This is a genomic window from Flavobacterium sp. (genome assembly GCF_027490375.1).
GTDB lineage: Bacteria > Bacteroidota > Bacteroidia > Flavobacteriales > Flavobacteriaceae > Flavobacterium.
Genome location: NZ_JAIXYH010000005.1, coordinates 21234 through 42027, shown reverse-complemented (window position 1 = coordinate 42027; position 20794 = coordinate 21234). Strand labels below are relative to the sequence as shown.

Sequence of the window (20794 nt, the reverse complement as noted above, 5' to 3'; positions counted from 1 at the left end):
GTAATGATAATTTCAAACAAATTGTAATTTCGCTTTACGGGGCGGGGGTGGAAGTTCCCAATAATAGTATAAGCAAGCGCATTTTTAAAACGCTTTTTCCTTCAAATCCGGTGCAAAATCGTGTTCCGAAAAAGTGCTCCGAAAATCAATTCAAAACAGCTGAAAATTTACGGAAAACCCGTAATGATAATTTCAAACAAATTGTAATTTCGCTTTACGGGGCGGGGGTGGAAGTTCCCAATAATAGTATGAGCAAGCGCATTTTTTCAACCGCTTTCTCCTTCAAATCGGGTGCAAGATCGGCCGCGAACATAGCACGCTTTTTGGAAAATTGTGAATTGATCGTGATAGTAACGTTAAAGCAAGCTTGGGTTTTAAAAACTAAGACTTTGAACTCAAACGTTTTATTTATGCACTTTCGTAGGTTACGCTGCTTCGCGTTAAGGACTGCAACAGAAAGCCTTTTTTGGGGTGGCGTTTAAGCCCCAAAAAAGCTTGGAGTGTAAGGCCTGACGGCGGCCCACGCGAAAATACGTTTGCGAAGCGTTACGAATCTGGCCGCCGGAACGCCCAAAAAAAACAATTCATTTTTTAACCTGTAGGTCGCCGTAAGTTGATGAATAAATTACTACAAGCCGACGACCGTGAATTTACAGCATTAATCACAGATTTTTTGCTGTGCTGTTTGCTCCAAAACGAATCAACACGAATCAGGGATTGCGCTCGTGCCTCGCGACATCCCTGAGCGCTCCGCGCTGAAAATCAAAGACACGCTAAAATCCGACTGAGCAAAGCTCGAAACAAATCATAAAAACGAACCAACACGAATCAGGGATTTCGCTCTTGCATCGCGACATCCCTGAGCGCTCCGCGCTGAAAATCAAAAACACGCTAAAATCCGACTGAGCAAAGCTCGTCGGATTTTAGCGTGTTTTTGATTTATTCGTGACCTCGGAGGGATTCGAACCCCCAACCCTCAGAGCCGAAATCTGATATTCTATCCAGTTGAACTACGAGGCCGCCTTATGTAAGGAGTGCAAAACTATAAAAAAGAACTACGCACCCAAGTGTTTTTTAACAAGACTCGATACTAATTTACCATCGGCCTGACCCGATAAAGCTGCCGTAACTAGCCCCATAGCTTTACCCATATTCGCCATACCTGATAGTCCATTTTCATCTAAAATAGCTTTCACGCGCGCATCTACCTCTTCTTCAGATAATTGCTGTGGCAAAAACCGTTCAATCACTTTTATTTGCTCCAATTCTGGCGCTGCCAAATCAGCGCGCCCCTGCTCTGTATAAATACTAGCGCTGTCTTTACGTTGCTTTACCAAACGCTGCAACAATTTTATCTCTTCAGACGGATCCAAATCCTCTTTCGCCCCCGATTCGGTTTGGGCCAATAACAAAGCCGATTTTATAGCACGTAAAGCCTCTAAAGCAACCGTATCTTTAGCTTTCATGGCTGTTTTTAACTCTTCTGTAATTTGCGCCGCTAAACTCATGATTTCTAAATTTGAAGTGCAAAGGTACGCAAACTAGCGCGCGTTTTAAAACCAAAGAATCCATAAAAAAACCCGAAGTTTCCTCCGGGTTCGCTATTAATAATTATAAACGTACCTAATCTACATTGTCGTGTAAAAACGAATTGTTTGAACGCAGCTGTATATCGTTATTGCTATCAATTCCCAACGAAGTACGCGAAGCACTGTTCGTATTTGGTCCTTGTGTTAAGTCAATACCCGATCTTTTATATGCCGGCTCGCGTTCCAACTCGTCTATGCGCGCACTATTGCTGTGAAACTTGTAATTGAACTCTTTCAACTTTCTGCGACGCTCTTCCGCTTTCAATCGATTCACTTCCTCCAAACTCATGTCGGTCGGATTGATATCAACAGGTGCCGACTGGTTCGTAGCACTTGGCGTTTGAACAGGCGTTGCAGGGGTTTCTACTTGTTTCAAGGTAATGTTTAATTCTGCCGGAATTTGCTCCTCTGCTTTAGCTTGTGGCTGACTCTGAAGTAGGCTGTTCTCAAACTCCATATATTCTTCCAACGAATGCACAATTACACCATTTGAAGTAACGTCGGTAACCGGAACTACTTCTAAAGCTTCAACTACTTTTATTTCTTTGGTTTCTTGTGGAAGATCGAAAAGTAAGGTAGGCGCTTCCGTTTTTTCTGGCTGCGTTAACGGTAAGTCAAACGACAAAGAGATCTGCTCTTTTTCAACGCTTGCAACTGGTTTTTCTGTTACAACTTGCGTTGGTGTAAAGAAGAAGTCTTGCTCGGCTAATGGAGAAACAATTTCGAATGTTACATCGATATTTCTGATAAACTCTGTCGTAGCAATTAGTAAATCCGACTGTGGTGTTTCTACTACGGGAGCAGCTGGCGTTACAATCTCGGGTGTAAACTCCACTGCGGCAGTTATATCTTTAATCGGTTCTTCAACCAACTCGTCATCTAAATTAAAAACGACTTTCGATTCAGCAACAACAGGAGTTTCAATCACAGGCGTTGGCAAAACGTAACCTGGCGTTAATTGCTGTGTTAATTTTTGCTCGTCTTCTAAAGTGTGAATAATCCGATTTGGAGCGGTATTCACGATTTCGCTTTGTTGATCGGCATTGAAACCTGTTGCAATAATGGTTACAGAAATAGCTTCGCCTAATTTCTCATCATCGCCCACACCCATAATGATGTTGGCATTTCCGCCTGCTTCTGCTTGGATGTGCTCGTTGATTTCTCCGATTTCATCCATTGTAATCTCGTCGGTACCAGAAACGATAAGCAACAATACGTTTTTCGCACCCGTAATTTTATTGTCGTTTAGCAAAGGTGAATCCAAGGCGTTTATGATGGCTTCTTTCGCGCGGTTTTCGCCACTGGTTGTAGCCGAACCCATAATTGCTGTTCCGCTATTCGACAAAACTGTTTTCGCATCTTTTAAGTCGATGTTTTGTGTATAGTGGTGCGTAATTACTTCTGCAATACCTCTTGAAGCGGTTGCTAAAACTTCATCTGCTTTAGAGAATCCGGCTTTAAAACCAAGATTTCCGTAAACTTCGCGCAGTTTATTGTTGTTGATTACAATAAGCGAGTCTACCTGCTTGCGCAAGCGTTCTACACCGGCAAGTGCTTGTTCATGACGTACTTTACCTTCAAACTGAAACGGAATTGTTACGATTCCCACAGTAAGGATATCGCGTTCTTTAGACAATTTCGCAATTACAGGAGCAGCACCGGTTCCTGTACCGCCACCCATACCGGCAGTAATGAAAACCATTTTGGTGTTGCTGTCTAGCATTTTCTCGATTTCATTGACGCTTTCTATAGCCGCTTGCTGTCCGATTTCCGGATTTGCACCTGCGCCTAAACCTTCTGTTAATGTTACGCCTAACTGAATTTTGTTTGGCACCGGGCTATTTTGTAAAGCTTGCGAATCAGTGTTACACACAATAAAATCGACGCCTTTTATGCCTTGTTTAAACATGTGGTTGATTGCGTTACTTCCGCCGCCACCCACGCCGATAACTTTAATTACGTTTGATTGATTTTTTGGTAAATCAAACGCGATACTTCCAAAATCTGAGTTGCTTTCCATATTATGGGTATTTTACTGATCTAAATTGTTATTCTGCATTCTCAAGGAAATCCTTGATTTTCTCTACATATCTGTCGAAAAACGACTTTTTCATTTTGCCTTCTGTTGAGTTGGCCGACTTCGGTTCCATCGGTGTTTCTTCAATAGCAACTGCCTCGGCAGGAGCAGCTGCAACAGGTTCTGCCTCAACAATAGGCTCTGGCTTTGGCGTTGAAACAACTTCCGGAGCAAACTTCACAGCTGATTGTGTTTGGTTGCGAATGGAATTCATAACCAGACCTACAGCAGTAGCGTAAAGTGGCGAAGATATTTCCTCGTCTGAATCGCCTGCTAAATGCTCGTTCGGATAGCCAATTCGCGTATCCATACCGGTGATGTATTCCACCAATTGTTTGATGTGCTTGAGTTGTGCTCCTCCGCCCGTTAAAACAATACCGGCGATGAGTTTTTTGCGAGGACTCTCGTGACCATACGCTTTAATTTCCGCGAAAACCTGCTCGATAATTTCAACAACACGAGCATTAATTATCTTCGACAAGTTTTTTAGCGATATTTCTTTAGGTTCGCGATTTCTCAAACCAGGAATCGAAACAATTTCGTTGTCTTTATTTTCTCCTGGCCAAGCCGAACCGAATTTCACTTTCAGTAGTTCTGCTTGTTTTTCGATTATCGAACAGCCTTCTTTTATGTCTTCGGTAATTACATTTCCTCCGAAAGGAATAACGGCTGTATGGCGAATGATTCCGTCTTTGAAAATAGCCAAATCGGTAGTTCCACCACCAATATCGATTAACGCAACGCCGGCTTCCTTCTCTTCCTGACTTAAAACCGCATCGGCCGAAGCCAAAGGCTCGAGAGTTAATCCAGACAACTGAATTCCGCTGCTTTGGATGCATCTGCCTACGTTTCGAATGCTTGCCGCCTGACCTACAACCACGTGAAAATTCGATTCCACTCGACCACCCGACATACCAACTGGCTCTTTGATGTTGGCTTCACCATCGATCTTAAAGTCTTGTGGCAGTACGTGAATAATTTCTTCGCCCGGTAACATAGCTAGTTTGTGAACTTGTGCAATTAATTGTTCGATATCCTGATCGCCAATTACTTCTTCTGGATTCGGGCGACTGATGTAATCGCTGTGTTGTAAAGAACGAATGTGCTGACCCGCAATACCAACCACTACATCTTTGATTTTGTAGCCAGATACACTTTCAGCTTCGGCAACAGCTTGTTGAATAGATTGAATGGTTTGGGTAATGTTATTTACTACACCACGTGCAACGCCCAAACTTTTCGACTTCCCTACTCCGAGAATCTCAAGCTTTCCGTACATATTGCGCTTGCCAATCATGGCTACAATCTTGGTTGTACCGATATCTAAACCAACCGCTATTTTTTCGTTACTCATAACTATTTATTTTGTGCACACTACTTGTTTTGTAAATCTCAAATTAACGAGCTTGTATTTTTCTAAACTCTTGTCGGCTTCTGCTTTAAAATAGAAAGCTTTGTAATTGCAAAACTTTCTATGTATGTGCTTTGGCTCACCAAAGTCGATTTTAAAATCATAACTCCGGCTCAACATCAGTAAAGAACCATTTGGGGCAATTTTTACTCCGATGATGTCTTTCTTTAAAAAAGAATCATCGTTGATGTACTTCAAGACTTCACAAATGTCTTTTGTGTTTTCTTTGGTAATTGCTCCTGTAACAAGCGGAACACGCGCCGAAGTCAGTTCAGACAGCGGCATTTTAGTCCCTGCATCGTCAATATAAAAAATCATACCATCATTTACCCAACGCGCCACGGGTGCGCGTTGCTCAACTTTAGCTCGTAAAACGCCGTCGATTCCCAGCGAAACTTCTGATTTTTTGATCATTGGATTCGCGTTAAGCGTGTGCTCCAATTGATTCAAATCTAAATTTTCTTTTGCGTGGCTTCCTGCCTCTCTAATATTTTCTATTAACAATTTATTAACCGTCGTTTTGCTAATAAACTGATCTTTTGTCGGTTCGAAAAAGACCAAAGTCTTTGCAATTTGTCGGCTTTTATTGCGGTTTACCGAGAAAGCGTACAAAGCAATCAGTACCAAAAGCATGGCAAATAATCGGATATTGTATAGGAGATTTCTCTTTTTACTCGCTTCCATGTAACATCTTTTTTATATCACTTACCAAGACACCGATATCGCCTGCACCAATCGTTAAAACAATCCGTGCTTTTGACTGGCGTATAGTTTCCAGAATCGCCGATTTTTCGATCAACACTGCTTGTTTGTTTTCCATCTGCGAAAGCAACCACGAGCTAGTTATTCCAGCAATAGGCAACTCTCTCGCAGGATAAATTTCCAACAACGCAACTTCATCAAACGCACTTAACGCCTTCGCGAAATCGGCTCCAAAATCTTGCGTCCGGCTGAACAAATGCGGTTGGAAAATGGCCAAAATACGATCGTTCGGATACAATTCGCGCAAAGCCTGATGCACGGCTGCAATTTCGGTTGGATGATGTGCGTAATCGTCTATATAAACACGTTCGTCTGATTTATACACTTGGGAAAATCTGCGTTCAATTCCGCGGAAGCTCTTCAATGCTAGTTTGATATCGGCATTAGCAATTCCGTAGGCTTTTGCCATAGCCAAAGCGGTTAAAGCGTTGCTAAGATTGTGGCGTCCCGGAAGTCCAAATTCTAAATCGCGAATTTCCTCTTCAAAATACCGAACATCAAAAACATAGTTTCCATTTTCGATTCGAATATTTGTTGCGGACACATCGGCGTTTTCGGTGCTCGATATGGTATGTCCTGCAATGGGAATGCCTTTGGCAACAAATCGTTTATCAGCAGCTACTTTTTCAGCAAACTGATTAAATCCTTTGGCTATATTTTCCGCAGTTCCGTAAATATCCAGATGATCGGCATCTACAGAAGTTACACAAAGTAAATCAGGCGAGAGTTTTAAAAAAGAACGATCAAACTCATCGGCTTCCACAACGGTGACTGTCTTTCCCGTTCCAATTAAATTACTGCCGTATTGCTCAACAATTCCACCAACAAAAACCGTAACATCGGAATTTGCAGTGTATAAAATATGCCCCAAAATAGCCGAAGTTGTAGTTTTACCGTGTGTTCCAGCTACAGCAAAACAAAAGGTGTCTTGCGTTATTAAGCCCAAAACTTCGGCGCGTTTCATGATCTGATACTTATGCGTCAGGAAGTAGTTCCATTGTGCATGATCTTTTGGAACCGCAGGCGTTAGCACTACCAAGGTTTCATCGGGATTAAAATCCTGAACGATACTTACATCTTCAGAAAAGCAAATAGCAATTCCGAGTTCTTGTAAACCGGCGGTTATTGCCGAAGGCGTTTTATCGTAGCCCGAAACTTGTTTTCCCAAACGGTGAAAATACTTAGCTAGAGCCGACATGCCGATGCCGCCAATCCCGAGGAAATAGATGTATTTTATATGTGCTAACTTCATCTCTTTTGCAGGATTTCAAAAATTAAATCGACGATATCTTGAGTAGCTCGTGGCTTTGCCAACTGCTTAATATTTTCTGATAATTGCTTTTGCAAATCGTTGTCGCGGAACAAATTGGAGAATGTACTTTCGAATGCTGTTTCGAGTTCGCTTTCGCGGAGCATCATTGCTGCATTTTTATCAACTAACGACTGTGCATTTTTAGTTTGATGATCTTCGGCAACATTCGGACTAGGAATAAAGATTACTGGTTTTCCTACCAAACAAAGCTCGGAAACAGACGAAGCTCCTGCGCGAGAAATAATGATGTCGGCATTGTTGTAGGCTGTTTCCATAGACTCGATAAAAGCCGAAACTATGATTCCGTCGGAGTTGTATTTAGTGTATGTACTCTCATAATTTTTACCACATTGCCAGTATACGTTAATTCTGAGACTTTTGAAGAGTGGTAGGTGTTTTTCTACCAGTTTATTCACGGCATAGGCACCTAAACTTCCGCCTAAAACCAGTAAAGTAGGTTGATTGTTATCAAAGAGCTTTTGACTTGGTTTTTCGGAAGCAACAACTAGCGATTGCCGTACTGGATTTCCAGTAAGCCGAATCTTGTCTTTTGGGAAGAAACGTTCTAGCTTATCGTAGGCTACACAAATGACGGCTGCGTATTTAGCCAACCATTTATTGGTAATTCCTGGAAATGAATTCTGTTCTTGTAAAACTGTTGGAATTCCGGCAAAAGCTGCTGCTCGCAATAATGGTCCGCTGGCAAAGCCTCCGGTTCCAATACAAACATCTGGTTTGAATGACTTAACAATACGATAGCTGTCAATCAACGATTTCAATAATTTTATGGGAAACAATAGATTGTCGACCGTTAGTTTGCGTTGAATTCCGGCAATCCACAAGCCCTTTATCGAATATCCGGCTTGCGGGACCTTTTGCATTTCCATTTTATCTCGTGCGCCCACAAAAAGGATATCGGCATCCGGATTTCTGCGACGAATCTCATCGGCAATAGCAATTGCTGGGAAAATATGGCCGCCCGTTCCGCCGCCACTAACAATCACTTTGAGTTTATGGTTTTTTCCTTTTGTCATGATTGAACGGCTTTAGTTTCTGATACAACTCCTTTAAGGGCTTCGGCTTCGGCAAGCTGGCGTTCTTCCTCAAGTTGTTTGTCGATTAGTTTTTGCAGCGCCGCTTCACGAGCATCGCGTTCGGCTTGTTCTTCTGCAAATTCCTCTTCTTTCTTCGTTGCACTGAGTATCACCCCGATGGCAAAAAAGGTCATCCAAATCGAACTACCTCCGCTGGAAACCAAGGGTAAGGTTTGTCCGGTTACGGGCAATAATTGTACGGCAACTCCCATATTGATGAGCGCTTGGAATATGATGGGAAATCCGAGACCAATAATAAGTAGCTTCCCGTAAGTTGATTTTGCTTTATGTGCCGTAATGATGAATCGTAAAAACAGCAACATGTACAGAGACAACACGGCGAGTCCGCCCAGCAAACCGTATTCTTCTACGATAATCGCAAAGATAAAATCGGATGATGACTGCGGAAGAAAGTTCTTTTGTACACTTTTCCCAGGGCCGAGACCGTATAAACCTCCTGTTGCAATGGCCGTTTTGGCTTTTTCTATTTGATAATCGTCGTTTTGCGCATCGGTTTTTTCGTCTTCATTTACAAACGATTCGAAGCGCTTTTCCCAGGTTGCCACACGGTGAAACAATCCGGTTTTAACTTCGGGCTGTGTTTTATTGACAAACTTCCCGACGGCGATAAATAGCGCAAAAGCCGTTACTCCAATTCCAACAACACCAAACAAATACTTCAGCGGGTAATTCGCGGTAAACGCCAACATGAGCACCATCGCAAAGATTAAAGCCGCCGTGGAAAAGTTGTTGGGTAGAATCAGCATAAGCGTGACGCCAACAGGCAACCACAAATTAATGAGTGTGCTTTTGAAAGTGAGCGGTTCTTCTCGCTTTCGCGAAAGGTAAAAAGCCACAAACATCATTAACATTACAAATGCAGCGGTTGATGGCTGAAAGGTTATGGAAGTTCCGGGTATGCGAAGCCAACGTGTAGCCGAGCCTTGTTCGACACCAATAAAATACGTTGCCGCAATTAGTAACCAACTGAAGGGAAGCAACAATATTGCGATTGCTTTAAAGCGATTAACCTGAATTTTCTGCACTTGATACAGTATCCAAAATCCGAACCCAATATGTACCGCGTGTTTTACAAGGTATCCCAGCGTGTTGCCAGTACCGTGGTTCATGTAGGCCAGATTACTACTAGCACTAAATACAGGCATAAACGAAAATAGGGCAAGTAAGGCCACGAACGACCAAATGCCTTTATCTCCTTTTAAACGCTGTATAAACTTAAACATCGTATTACAGGTTTTGAACCGCTAGTTTAAACTGACGTCCACGATCTTCGTAGTTTTCAAACAAGTCGAAACTCGCGCAAGCAGGCGAAAGCAAAACGGTATCGCCTTTCTCTGCTATTCTTTGAGCTGTTCTAACGGCATCTTGCATGGAACCAACTTCTACCATGACATCCACAACATTACCAAATGCATCGATAATTTTGCGATTATCTACACCTAAACAAATAATAGCTTTTACCTTTTCGCGTACCAATGCCATTAGTTCCGTATAATCGTTTCCTTTATCTACACCACCTACAATCCATACGGTTGGCGTTGTCATACTGTCTAAAGCAAAGAAGGTTGCATTGACGTTAGTGGCTTTACTATCGTTGATGTATTGAACATTTTGAATTTTAAGTACTTTTTCTAATCGATGTTCTACACCTTGAAAATTCGACAAACTCTCACGAATCGTTTCCTTTCTAATCTTCATAAGCATGGCCACAGAAGTAGCTGCCATGGCATTCTTAACATTGTGTTTGCCTTCGAGGGCTAGGTGCGCGGTGTCTATAGAAAAATTGTCGTCGTTGAGTTTAAGTTTCATAGTATTCTCGTTTAATGTACCTCCAACAGGCAGTGGTTTGGTTATAGAAAAAGGTATTTTAGTTGCTTTAGTGTCGATTTTTGAGAGAAACTGCACGAGCGTTTCATCGTCGGCATCGTAAATCAGATAGTCGTTTTCGCTTTGATTCATCGTTATTCTAAACTTAGAAGCGATGTACGATTCGTACTGATAATTGTACCGATCTAAGTGGTCTGGCGACAAATTGGTAATGATTGCGATGTGTGGTTTGAACGTGTAGCTGTCATCTAACTGAAAACTACTCACTTCCAAAACATAACAATCGAAATCTTGTTCGGCTACTTGCCAAGCGAAACTCTTTCCGATGTTTCCGCCCAAGCCCACGTGTAAACCTCCGTTTTTCAATAAATGATAGGTTAAGAGCGTGGTTGTGGTTTTGCCGTTTGAACCCGTTATGGCAATTATAGTTGCATTTGTGTACGGAATGGCGAACTCAATTTCGGAAACTACTGGTATTTTGCTTTTGCGGATTTTCTGAACAATTGGCGCCTTATCGGGAATTCCCGGACTTTTCATAACCAAAGTGGCATTAAGGATCTCAGCTTCGGTGTGTTGCTGCTGTTCCCAACGAATGCCGTTAAGGTTCAAAATTTCTTGGTAATGTGGTTTCACGGCGCCGCCATCGGAAAGAAAAACATCAAAACCTTGTTTCTTTCCTAAAATAGCAGTTCCTACACCGCTTTCGCCTCCGCCAAGAATAACTAACTTTTTCATTATCTGAGTTTCAGCGTAACAATGGATAAAATGGCGAGTAAAATCCCGACAATCCAGAAACGGGTTACAATTTTACTTTCGTGATAGCCTTTTTTCTGGTAGTGATGATGGAGCGGCGACATCAAGAAAATACGTCGGCCTTCGCCAAATTTCTTTTTGGTGTATTTGAAATAACTCACTTGAAGCACCACTGAGAAATTCTCCACTAAGAAAATTCCACACAAAAGCGGAATCAAAAGTTCCTTTCGAACGGAAATGGCCAAAACCGCAATAATTCCACCGATGGTTAAACTCCCGGTATCTCCCATGAAAACCGAGGCGGGATAGGAATTATACCAAAGAAAACCTACCAATGCCCCAACAAAAGAAGCTATGTAAACTGTCATTTCTCCCGAATTGGGAATGTACATGATGTTCAGATAACTCGAAAAAATGATGTTTCCAGAAACAAACGTAAATATGCCTAAGGCAATTACTGAAATGGCGCTGGTACCTGCTGCTAAACCATCGATTCCGTCGGTTAAATTAGCGCCGTTTGACACTGCGGTAATGATGAAAATAACAACCGGAATAAAAATCAACCAGGCGTAATTCTCGTAGCCATCGCCTAGGAACGACAAGACCTCGGCATAATCTAATTCGTTATTTTTAAAGAAAGGAATCGTTGTGGCAGTCGATTTTTCTTCTATAGGTTTGGGTAAGATCTGTGCCGATTCCGAAGCAAAATTGTATTTAACTTGCTGATCTTTTCGGACGGTAACGCCCGGATGTAAATACAAAACGGTACCTACAATCAAACCCAAGCCTACTTGACCTATAACTTTAAATACACCCTTAAGTCCTTGCTTGTCTTTTTTGAAGATTTTAATATAATCGTCTATAAACCCGATAGTTCCCATCCATAAGGTTGTAACTATCAATAATATAACGTAAATGTTGTCGAGTTTTGCCAGCAGAAAAACCGGAATCAAGGTTGCTATGATGATAATTAATCCGCCCATAGTTGGTGTACCGGCTTTCTCATTTTGTCCGGCTAATCCGAGTTCGCGCACCGTTTCGCCGACTTGCTGATGTTTAAGGAAATTGATAATTCGCTTTCCAAAAATGGTTGATATGGCCAACGACAACAAAACCGCTAAGGCTGAACGAAACGTTATGTATTGGAAAACTCCCGCTCCTGGAACATTGAAGTTGTTGTTTAGGTAATCGAATAAGTAGTACAGCATAACTTATTTGTTTAGTTGGTTGGTTAATGTTTTAGCGATTTCCAGATCATCGAAATCGTATTTTACGCCGTTGATTTCTTGGTACATTTCGTGTCCTTTTCCAGCAATGAGAATAATGTCGCCTGGATTCGATTGCGTGATCGCCGACTTTATTGCGCTTTTTCGATCGGAAATGGTGATGTATTTTTTGAAATTCTGTGGTTCCACACCGGCTTCAATCTCGGCTAAGATCAAATCTGGATTTTCGGTCCGTGGATTATCAGAAGTAAAAATGGTGTGGTTGCTCAATTTTGTGGCAATATTTCCCATAACCGGACGCTTAGTTGCATCGCGATCGCCGCCACAACCTACCACGGTTATCAAATTTTCATTGCCTGTTCGAATACCGTTAATTGTATTCAATACATTTTCTAAGGCATCGGGTGTGTGTGCGTAATCTACAATTACAGTGATTTTTTGTTCGGTAATGAAATACTGAAACCTGCCGGAAACGCTTTCCAATTCAGAAAGATATCGGAGTGCATCGTCGTCGGGCATACCAAGCAATACAGCAGTTCCGTAAATGGCAAGAATGTTATAGGCATTGAAAGAACCGATTAACTTCACCCAAACTTCTTTGCTATTTACCTTTAAGAGAAGTCCGCCGATTTGATTTTCAAGAATCTGTGCTCGGAAATCAGCGAAGGTTTTTAATGCATACGTTCGCTGAGCGGCAACGGTGTTTTGGAACATGATGTTTCCGTTCTTATCATCGATATTCACCAAAGCAAAAGCATCGCGATCTAATTCATCAAAGAATTTCTTTTTCACATCGCGGTATTCGCTAAACGTTTTGTGATAATCGAGGTGATCGTGCGACAAATTGGTGAAAATAGCACCGGCAAATCGCAAACCTTTGGTTCGATTTTGGTGGATCCCGTGAGAACTCACTTCCATAAAACAGTAGTCGACGCCCGCATCTACCATCTGACGTAGATAATTATTTATCGAAATAGAATCTGGAGTTGTATGCGTAGCTAAAAATTCTTGCGAATCGACCACGATTTTAACCGTAGATAGCAAGCCCGTTTTAAATCCTGCACGCTGAAATAATTGATGCAGTAACGTAGCTACGGTGGTTTTACCATTGGTTCCCGTTACACCAACTAATTTGAGTTGTTGCGACGGATTATCATAAAAGTTTGCCGCCACCTGCGCCATGGCTTCGGTTGTGCTTCCTACCACGGCATAACAAACGTTGGGCTGTATTTTTTCGGGAGCTCGCTCACACACAATTGCGCGACAACCGTTGGCAATTACTTGATCGATAAAATTGTGACCTTCTGTCTTGGTTCCAGAAACGGCGAAGAAAAGCGAATCGGCTTGAGCTTGTCGCGAATCAAAAGTAAGCGCTTGGACCGGAACGCTTGTTGTTCCGATAACCGACTCCAATCTAACTTTATATAAGAGGTCTTTAAATACTTTCACGACAATTCCAATATTATAGTTTCGTTTTTCTTTAGAGGTTCGCCTGGTGGAATCGATTGTTTTTTCACTTTTCCGATTCCGCGAACGCGAACTTTCAACTTTAGATTCTCCAAAAGTGCCGCTGCATCCATACCGGGCATACCTTTCACGTTAGGAATGCGCTTGAGATCGTCGGCACTTTTTGCGATATACGTTTCGTAGGCTTGCTCAACTTTTTTAGATTTTCCTTGCAATCCTTTGATCTTATTCATCGTTGGCGAATCGGTGAAAATCTTTTGGGCAATTCGTTTAAAAACTGGGCCAGCAACGTCGGCACCGTAATAGCCTTTCGCCACATTAGGCTTGTGTACGACTACAATGCAGGAGTATTTCGGATTATCGGCTGGGAAGTAACCCACAAACGAAGAGGTGTAATACAGGTTTCCTTCTCCTTTGTTGTAATCTACTTGAGCGGTTCCCGTTTTTCCTGCCATGGAAAAATCTTTCGAATACAAGCTGCTTGCCGTTCCGCGCTTTACTACGTTTTCTAGCACTGCATGTAATTTGTCGATGGTTTTTTCAGAGCAAATTTTCGGATGAATAATTTCTTTATCGAATTTTTTAATCACGCGGTTCCACTCACGAATTTCTTTCACAAATTGTGGTTTAACCATTTCGCCATTGTTGGCCACGGCGTTGTACAGTGTTAGCGTTTGAAGTGGCGTAACGGCGACTCCATAGCCAAATGCCATCCACGGAAGTGAAATAGCCGACCATTTCGGATCTTCGGGCGTACGTATTACCGGTCGGCCTTCTCCCGCGAAGGGTAAACCCAGTGGCTTATGTAATTTATAATCGTAAATACGGTCTACAAACTGCTTTGGGTCGGATTTATATGCTTTGTAAACGGCTTGAACCAAAACGGTGTTTGAGGACACTTCGAAACCACGTGCTAGGGAAATTTTACCATAACCGCCTTTCTTCGAATCTTTTACCAATTTTCCACGATAGGAAATCACACCTCCGTTACTGTCGTATACCGAACTCGTATCGGCTTTTTCATCTTCAAGTAAGGCAATCAGGTCGAGTAGTTTAAAGGTCGATCCGGGTTCATGCGACTCGCCAACGGCATAATTTAATTTCTCGTAATAATTTCCTTGCGAATCGCGTCCTAAATTCGAAATGGCTTTTACATCGCCGGTTTTAGTTTCCATAACTACCACACAACCGTGATCGGCACTGTAATGTTCGAGCTGTTTTAGTAGGGCGTGATGTGCAATGTCTTGGATATAAACGTCGATGGTAGAGATAACGTCGTAGCCGTCTTGTGGTTCAATTTCATTGTTATCGCGAATGGGTTTCCATTGTCCTTTTGCGATTTTTTGTTTGAGAACCTTACCGTCCTTACCGTTTAAGTAACGTGAAAATGCCCCTTCAATGCCGGCATTTCTCGCCTGACCGTCGCCGTCGACACGCTCGTAACCAATGGTTCGTTCGGCTATTTTACCGATGGGATGTTCGCGAACTGTCTTTTGATCAACGATCATTCCGCCTTTGTACGTTCCTTTATTGAAGAGTGGAAAGCTTTTAACTTCCATATAATCGGTATACGAAAGTCCTTTTTCAACAAGCAAATAGCGATTTTCCGTACGACGCGCTTTCAGAAACTTTGCGAGATATTCGGATTTTGGCTTTCGAAATTTCTTGGAAAGTGCCGCAGCTAATGGTCCGATCTCTTTGTCGAAATCGGCTTTGGAAGGCGCCATCGCATCGAATCGAATGGTATAGTTCGGAACCGAAGTAGCGAGCAAACTGCCGTCGGAAGAATACACGTTTCCCTTATTCGCGGGAATAACGAAAGTTTTTACACTCTTTTCCTTGGCAATTTTTCGGTAGTGGTTCCCTTCAACCCACTGAATGTTGGTGAGTTTAATAACAATACAAATCGCGGCGATCAACATTCCTGCGATCACAGCGTACAATCTGTAATTATTATTTTTAGGTTCTACTCCCATAGTTTTTCAAACCACTTTTTTTCGGTTGGTTTTAAGACTTTTATTTTTACTGGCGGAACCGATGATGGATAGATGGCGCGTTTTTCCATCTTTTGTGCAACGGTCGACTCCATTTTGAGTTTCATTAATTGCGATTTCCGATCTACAAATTCCGAACGCAGTTCCTTTACTTCGGAAGTCAGCTCAGCAATTCGGATGATTTTTTGTTCGTAACGATTGGTATTCCAAATCATGACCATAGCCAAAACAATCAGGTAGGTAATAAATACCCAATTTCGAGTCGCGTGTTCATTGACTAGAAAGCGCGCCTTGATGATATTGTAAACACTCCCTTTCATTTTTTTGCGATTTGAACTTTTTCTGCAATTCGAAGTTTGGCGCTGCGCGAACGACTATTGGCTTCTAATTCGGCTTGATCGGGAACAATTAGCTTTCCGATTGCTTTTAGCGGCACTTGAAAGTTTCCAAAGAAATCGCGTTCGGGTTCACCTTCAAACTGACCGTTTTTGATGAGTCGCTTTACCAGACGATCTTCCAAGGAATGATACGATATTACTGATAAGCGACCGCCGGGCTTCAAAACATCAACGGCTTGTTCGAGCATTTCGCGAAGCACTTCGATTTCTTCATTCACCTCAATTCGAATGGCTTGATATACTTGAGCTAAGATTTTATGGCTTTTATGTGCAGGATAAAACGGGCGTAGCACTTCTTTTAAACGCTCGGTAGTAGCAATCGGAGTAGGGTTGCGATGGTGAACTATGGTTCGTGCCATGGCTGGAGCCGATTTTAACTCGCCGTATTCCAACAAAATATGTTTCAGTGCTTTCTCTTCGTACTCGTTGATCACGGTATATGCCGATTTTGAGTTGCTTTTGCTCATGCGCATATCGAGCGGGGCGTCGAAACGAGTTGAGAATCCGCGTTCAGCTACGTCGAACTGATGAGACGAAACGCCCAAATCGGCTAAAATTCCATCGACTTCAGTAATTCCGTGAAATCTTAAAAATCGTTTTAAATGTCTGAAGTTATGTGGCACTAGCGTAAAACGTTCGTCGTCGATTCGGTTTTCCCACGCGTCTTCATCTTGGTCGAATGCAAATAACTTACCGTTCGGTCCGAGGTGTTTTAAGATTTCGCGCGAGTGTCCGCCGCCACCGAAAGTTACGTCCACGTAAACGCCGTCGGGTTTGATGGCAAGCCCGGCAACTGTTTGTTCAAGTAAAACGGCATTATGATAATCCATCACTTCCATCGTTCAAATTCCCCATCACATCTTCAGCTAGATCCGCAAAATTCACAGCGGTATCTGCAATTACTTTTTCATACGTGTCCTTGTCCCAAATCTCAATAATGTTGATTGCACTCGATAAGACTATGTCTTTTTTGACTTGAGCAATACCTTGTAAATCTTTGGGAATCAACAAACGTCCGTTCACATCTATATCTGTTAAGCGTACGCCAGCCGAAAAGCGACGAATAAAATCGTCGTGCTTTTTCACAAAACGGTTGAGTTTATTGACTTTTGCCATCATGGCATTCCACTCGGCCATCGGATACAGCTCCAAGCACGGTTGAAAGACCGATCGTTTTAAAACAAAACCATCGTTGATAGCCAATTGCTTCTTTAAAGCCAAAGGAATGAGTAGCCGACCTTTGTCGTCTATCTTACATTCGTATGTACCTATGATGGGTGTCAACACTTTAGCCTTAAAAAACAGTTCAAGCAAAAGTAAATAATTAATTCCCACCCACTCCCAAAATTTCCCACATTGTTAATAAGTTGTGTCATTTTAACAATCTTGTTACCTAAAAAATCGAGTGTTTACAACCTTTTACAGCGAATTAGTTCGGTGGGAATAAATGAAAATTGATGTTCCTGTAAATCGCTTATATTTGCCAGAATTAAAAGCCTACCAATAACCGACTGTTCATGCAAGAAGCGATTAAGAAAGAAGGGAAGTTTAAATATTTCGAAGCCGGATCGGGCCGTCCGATTATCATTTTACACGGGTTAATGGGCGGATTGAGCAATTTTGATGGTGTTGCCGAGTTTTTTCCGCAACAGGGTTACCACGTTTTAATTCCGGAATTGCCTTTGTACACACAGAATATTCTGAAAACGAATGTGCGTGCTTTTGCAAAGTTTGTGAAAGATTTCATTACGTATAAAGGTTTGGATCGCGTGATTTTGCTTGGAAATTCCCTTGGCGGACACATTGCCTTGTATCATGCAAAATTGTATCCTGAAAAAATGGCTGGCTTGGTAATAACCGGAAGTTCAGGCTTGTATGAAAACGCTATGGGCGACAGTTATCCGCGTCGAGGCGACAGAGATTATATTCAGAAAAAAGCGGAAGACGTTTTTTACGATCCGAAAATTGCTACTCCTGAAATTGTTGACGAAGTGTATAATGTTGCGAACGATCGGATAAAACTGATTAAAACACTTACCATCGCGAAAAGCGCTATTCGTCATAATATGGCAAAAGATTTACCAAAGATGCATTTACCCACCTGCATTATTTGGGGCAAGAACGATAAGGTGACTCCACCTGAAGTGGCAGAAGAATTTAATAGATTACTTCCAAATTCGGAATTGTTTTGGATTGACAAATGCGGACACGCTGCCATGATGGAACATCCAGACGAATTTAATGAACTCATGTATAAATGGTTGAAGAAATCCCATTTATAATAGTTATGGACAAAGAAATTGAAAATAAATTACCTGAAATAAGAGCTCTGTTTGAAAAATATGGAGCAAAAAGCGCTTACTTATTTGGAAGTAGTGCTAAAGGGACAAATAATGCCAACAGCGATGTTGATTTTCTGTATTCTTTTCCCAACGAATTAGACGTAGAAACTTATTTCAATAGTTATTTTAAACTCGTAACGGATTTGGAAATTCTACTGAAAAAGAAAATCGATTTAACTGCGGAAAAAACACTCAAAAACCCCTTCTTAATTGAGAGTATAAACGAGAGTAAAATACGATTGATATGACTAGCAGGGAAGAAAAAAAACTATTAGTTGATATTATCGACTCCGTAAATGCTATTGACGACCATTTAGAAAACAAAAGAATTTTAGAGGAATATCTTTCAAATAAAACGAAAAGAAGAGCCGTTGAAAGAGAAATAGAAATTATTGGGGAGGCTATAAATAAATTACTTAAAATAAACCCTGAAATCGCAATCTCATACGCCAGAACAATAGTTAACTTACGAAATAAGGTAATTCATGCGTACGATTCCGTAGATGATATACTGATCTGGAAAATAATTATTAAAGATTTACCAATTCTGTTAGAAGAAGTAACGAAATTACTACATGAAAATAACTAGCGCTAAATTTGTCATCAGTAATTCCGAAGCTGCTAAATGTCCGCCGGAACGCATTCCCGAATATGCTTTTATTGGGCGTTCGAACGTTGGAAAATCGTCGTTGATTAACATGCTTACCGGCAATAAATCCTTGGCAAAAACCTCGGCTAAACCCGGAAAAACGCAGCTTATCAATCACTTTAAAATCAATGAAAATTGGTTTTTGGTAGATTTACCGGGCTACGGATATGCTAAAGTTTCAAAGAAAGTAAAAGCCACTTTTCAGAAATTCATAACCGATTATTTCGAAACGCGCGAGCAATTGGTTTGTGCGTTTGTTCTGATTGACATCCGTTTAGAACCGCAAAAAATCGATTTGGAATTTTTTACGTATTTGGGCGAATCGCAAATTCCGTTTATCATGATTTTTACGAAAGCGGATAAAATTGGCGTGACCAAAGTTGATCATGCCGTAAAGAATTACCAAAAAGCAATGCTTGCCGAAAATTGGGAAGAACTTCCTCCCTACTTTGTGACCTCATCCGAAACCGGACGCGGCAGAGAAGAAATTCTGGCATACATTGACGAGTTAAATCAAGATTTTTTTAAAGAAGACCCTCTGGGAAAACATTAATTTACCCCACCTTTCAAATTCAATTTCTCTGCAAAATAATCCGTGAATTGCCTCATGGTGTCGGCCATTAACTCGTCGGCTGTGGCGCGCAAATACGTATCGGTTAAGCCTACTAAAGTTTGGTGAATCAACTGTTTCATCTCATCCACAGGCATGTCTTTGGTCCACAAATCAATGCGTAGGGTCTCTTTCGCATTTGAATCCCAAACCGAAAGTAAATACGCTTTTGCTTCTTCGTTATTGATGCCGCCGTCGCTGGCTGTCCACGCTAATTTTTCGGGAACGTTGTTCTCATCCAGCTCAATTCCTAATACGATATCCGATTTCTTACTCATCTTGTTTGGGTTTGTATTTCGATTCTTTAAAAATTGTGTCGGCGTCCATTAGCAATAATTTTTGAACGGGCACTTTATTCTTTTCCGCGTAAGCGCGAACAATTTGCCAACCTACCCAAGTGCCAATTCTACCTGGAGTTTCATTGTCGATTTCCAAATAAAACTTTGAAAAGGGCGCCGGATTTATGAAACGGGGTCCCAACTTTGGATCGGTATCGTACAACAGCTTCTCTTCAATAAAAAACTTCCAAATATAGGCTTCGTTTTCCTGGCAAAACTTGAGTTGTAAATCGGTATAACCAATTTTGGTGCTGTCGGCCGTTTCGGGAAGCAATAAATCTTTCAAATACAATTCTTTTCCAGCATCGATCATTTTCGATAAAAACGTTTTGCTCTTGTCGATTGGTATTTTCGTAGCAGCAAACGCACTCACTAAATCGGGCAGTAACTGCGATTTTTCAAAATTAGCACGTTGGTATTCCGGGAATTCGTAAAATCTGTGCTTTCTTCCCAAATACATCTCCAAAGAAATGATGATAACTTTATCAGTGTACAGCACTTTCGTGGAAGGATCCATCTCGTAAATCATCGTGATTACTTCCGGATTCTTGGACTTTTCTTCTGGGAAATAATAATTAATTCGTGCTTTAACGTCGTTAATTTCCTGCAACTCTTCTTTAAAATCGGGAAAAGTTTTTTGCACTTCGCTGTACAATTCGCGCCACAGCGGATTAGTCATTTTTTCAACCCACTCTTTGTCGGGAACATCAGCTGGAAAAAAATCAGGAAACGTGTTCTTTAATTCCGGAAGTTTGGCGACAGGCGTTTCGAAAAACTGCTTATCGAAACGCACCAATTGTAGCGCAACGGGCTGTTCTTGAATAGCTTCTTCAACTTTTGCTTTCTCCGAACAGGAGAAAAACAGCAAAGTGCCGCAAACAAATGCTAAAATTATAACAAACTTGTATTTCAATGCCTTCATAA

Annotated in this window: 20 protein-coding genes and 1 tRNA gene; 4 read left to right on the top strand and 17 right to left on the bottom strand. The window is 41.6% G+C overall.

Going from position 1 to position 20794, the window contains the following annotated elements; genetic code table 11:
* Positions 1-946 precede the first annotated feature (946 nt).
* The 15 genes from Q0064_RS00575 to Q0064_RS00505 all read right to left on the bottom strand — a co-directional run bounded on the left by Q0064_RS00575 (position 947) and on the right by Q0064_RS00505 (position 17215).
* Positions 947-1020 (bottom strand) — tRNA-Arg (locus Q0064_RS00575).
* Positions 1021-1055: 35 nt separating this feature from the next.
* Positions 1056-1508 carry a GatB/YqeY domain-containing protein gene (locus Q0064_RS00570; RefSeq protein WP_298142699.1) on the bottom strand — a complete coding sequence of 151 codons (453 nt, stop codon included), beginning with the start codon at positions 1506-1508 and terminating at the stop codon, positions 1056-1058.
* 115 nt (positions 1509-1623) lie between these two features.
* Positions 1624-3609, bottom strand: coding sequence for a cell division protein FtsZ (gene ftsZ / locus Q0064_RS00565; RefSeq protein ID WP_298142696.1), 1986 nt, complete (start codon positions 3607-3609; stop codon positions 1624-1626).
* A 28-nt stretch (positions 3610-3637) separates the two neighbouring features.
* Positions 3638-5020: a cell division protein FtsA gene (gene ftsA / locus Q0064_RS00560; RefSeq protein WP_298142694.1), complete on the bottom strand. Its 1383-nt coding sequence runs from the start codon at positions 5018-5020 to the stop codon at positions 3638-3640.
* A 6-nt stretch (positions 5021-5026) separates the two neighbouring features.
* Entirely contained in the window at positions 5027-5761 is a 735-nt protein-coding gene (locus Q0064_RS00555; protein ID WP_298142692.1) for a cell division protein FtsQ, read from the bottom strand.
* Positions 5748-7091 carry a UDP-N-acetylmuramate--L-alanine ligase gene (gene murC / locus Q0064_RS00550; protein ID WP_298142689.1) on the bottom strand — a complete coding sequence of 448 codons (1344 nt, stop codon included), beginning with the start codon at positions 7089-7091 and terminating at the stop codon, positions 5748-5750. The genes Q0064_RS00555 and murC overlap by 14 nt, the downstream gene beginning before the upstream one ends.
* Entirely contained in the window at positions 7088-8185 is a 1098-nt protein-coding gene (murG, locus tag Q0064_RS00545; protein WP_298142687.1) for an undecaprenyldiphospho-muramoylpentapeptide beta-N-acetylglucosaminyltransferase, read from the bottom strand. Before murG ends, murC begins: the two co-directional genes overlap by 4 nt.
* Complete coding sequence (locus Q0064_RS00540) at positions 8182-9489, bottom strand: FtsW/RodA/SpoVE family cell cycle protein (RefSeq protein WP_298142684.1); 1308 nt, start codon at positions 9487-9489, stop codon at positions 8182-8184. Before Q0064_RS00540 ends, murG begins: the two co-directional genes overlap by 4 nt.
* A 4-nt stretch (positions 9490-9493) precedes the next feature.
* Positions 9494-10828: a UDP-N-acetylmuramoyl-L-alanine--D-glutamate ligase gene (murD, locus tag Q0064_RS00535; RefSeq protein ID WP_298142681.1), complete on the bottom strand. Its 1335-nt coding sequence runs from the start codon at positions 10826-10828 to the stop codon at positions 9494-9496.
* Positions 10828-12054 (bottom strand): phospho-N-acetylmuramoyl-pentapeptide-transferase, encoded by a 1227-nt coding sequence (gene mraY, locus Q0064_RS00530; protein ID WP_298142678.1) that lies wholly within the window; start codon positions 12052-12054, stop codon positions 10828-10830. Before mraY ends, murD begins: the two co-directional genes overlap by 1 nt.
* Positions 12055-12057: 3 nt before the next feature.
* On the bottom strand, positions 12058-13521 hold the full coding sequence (locus Q0064_RS00525) for a UDP-N-acetylmuramoyl-L-alanyl-D-glutamate--2,6-diaminopimelate ligase (protein ID WP_298142675.1): 1464 nt from the start codon (positions 13519-13521) through the stop codon (positions 12058-12060).
* Positions 13518-15515, bottom strand: coding sequence for a penicillin-binding protein (locus Q0064_RS00520; RefSeq protein WP_298142672.1), 1998 nt, complete (start codon positions 15513-15515; stop codon positions 13518-13520). Before Q0064_RS00520 ends, Q0064_RS00525 begins: the two co-directional genes overlap by 4 nt.
* Positions 15506-15853, bottom strand: a complete 348-nt coding sequence (locus tag Q0064_RS00515) for an FtsL-like putative cell division protein (RefSeq protein WP_298142669.1) — start codon at positions 15851-15853, stop codon at positions 15506-15508. The genes Q0064_RS00520 and Q0064_RS00515 overlap by 10 nt, the downstream gene beginning before the upstream one ends.
* Positions 15850-16761: a 16S rRNA (cytosine(1402)-N(4))-methyltransferase RsmH gene (gene rsmH, locus Q0064_RS00510; RefSeq protein WP_298142666.1), complete on the bottom strand. Its 912-nt coding sequence runs from the start codon at positions 16759-16761 to the stop codon at positions 15850-15852. The genes Q0064_RS00515 and rsmH overlap by 4 nt, the downstream gene beginning before the upstream one ends.
* Positions 16748-17215, bottom strand: a complete 468-nt coding sequence (locus Q0064_RS00505; RefSeq protein ID WP_298142705.1) for a division/cell wall cluster transcriptional repressor MraZ — start codon at positions 17213-17215, stop codon at positions 16748-16750. The genes rsmH and Q0064_RS00505 overlap by 14 nt, the downstream gene beginning before the upstream one ends.
* A gap of 233 nt (positions 17216-17448) precedes the next feature.
* On the opposite strand from Q0064_RS00505, the gene Q0064_RS00500 reads away from it, so the two are divergent.
* From Q0064_RS00500 to yihA, 4 genes are read left to right on the top strand one after another with little or no spacing between them, the layout of a single operon-like run.
* On the top strand, positions 17449-18213 hold the full coding sequence (locus Q0064_RS00500; RefSeq protein WP_298142663.1) for an alpha/beta hydrolase: 765 nt from the start codon (positions 17449-17451) through the stop codon (positions 18211-18213).
* Positions 18189-18521, top strand: a complete 333-nt coding sequence (locus Q0064_RS00495) for a nucleotidyltransferase domain-containing protein (protein WP_298142661.1) — start codon at positions 18189-18191, stop codon at positions 18519-18521. Before Q0064_RS00500 ends, Q0064_RS00495 begins: the two co-directional genes overlap by 25 nt.
* Positions 18518-18862, top strand: coding sequence for a HepT-like ribonuclease domain-containing protein (locus Q0064_RS00490; RefSeq protein ID WP_298142659.1), 345 nt, complete (start codon positions 18518-18520; stop codon positions 18860-18862). The genes Q0064_RS00495 and Q0064_RS00490 overlap by 4 nt, the downstream gene beginning before the upstream one ends.
* The gene (gene yihA / locus Q0064_RS00485) at positions 18849-19475 is read left to right on the top strand and encodes a ribosome biogenesis GTP-binding protein YihA/YsxC (protein ID WP_298142656.1); all 627 of its coding nucleotides are present in this window, start codon (positions 18849-18851) and stop codon (positions 19473-19475) included. Before Q0064_RS00490 ends, yihA begins: the two co-directional genes overlap by 14 nt.
* Here yihA and gldC read toward each other — a convergent pair.
* A complete protein-coding gene (gene gldC, locus Q0064_RS00480; protein ID WP_298142653.1) occupies positions 19472-19810 on the bottom strand; it encodes a gliding motility protein GldC in 339 nt (112 codons plus the stop codon). The two genes, yihA and gldC, sit on opposite strands and share 4 nt — an antisense overlap.
* Positions 19803-20792 carry a gliding motility lipoprotein GldB gene (gldB, locus tag Q0064_RS00475; protein WP_298142650.1) on the bottom strand — a complete coding sequence of 330 codons (990 nt, stop codon included), beginning with the start codon at positions 20790-20792 and terminating at the stop codon, positions 19803-19805. Before gldB ends, gldC begins: the two co-directional genes overlap by 8 nt.
* Positions 20793-20794: the final 2 nt, after the last annotated feature.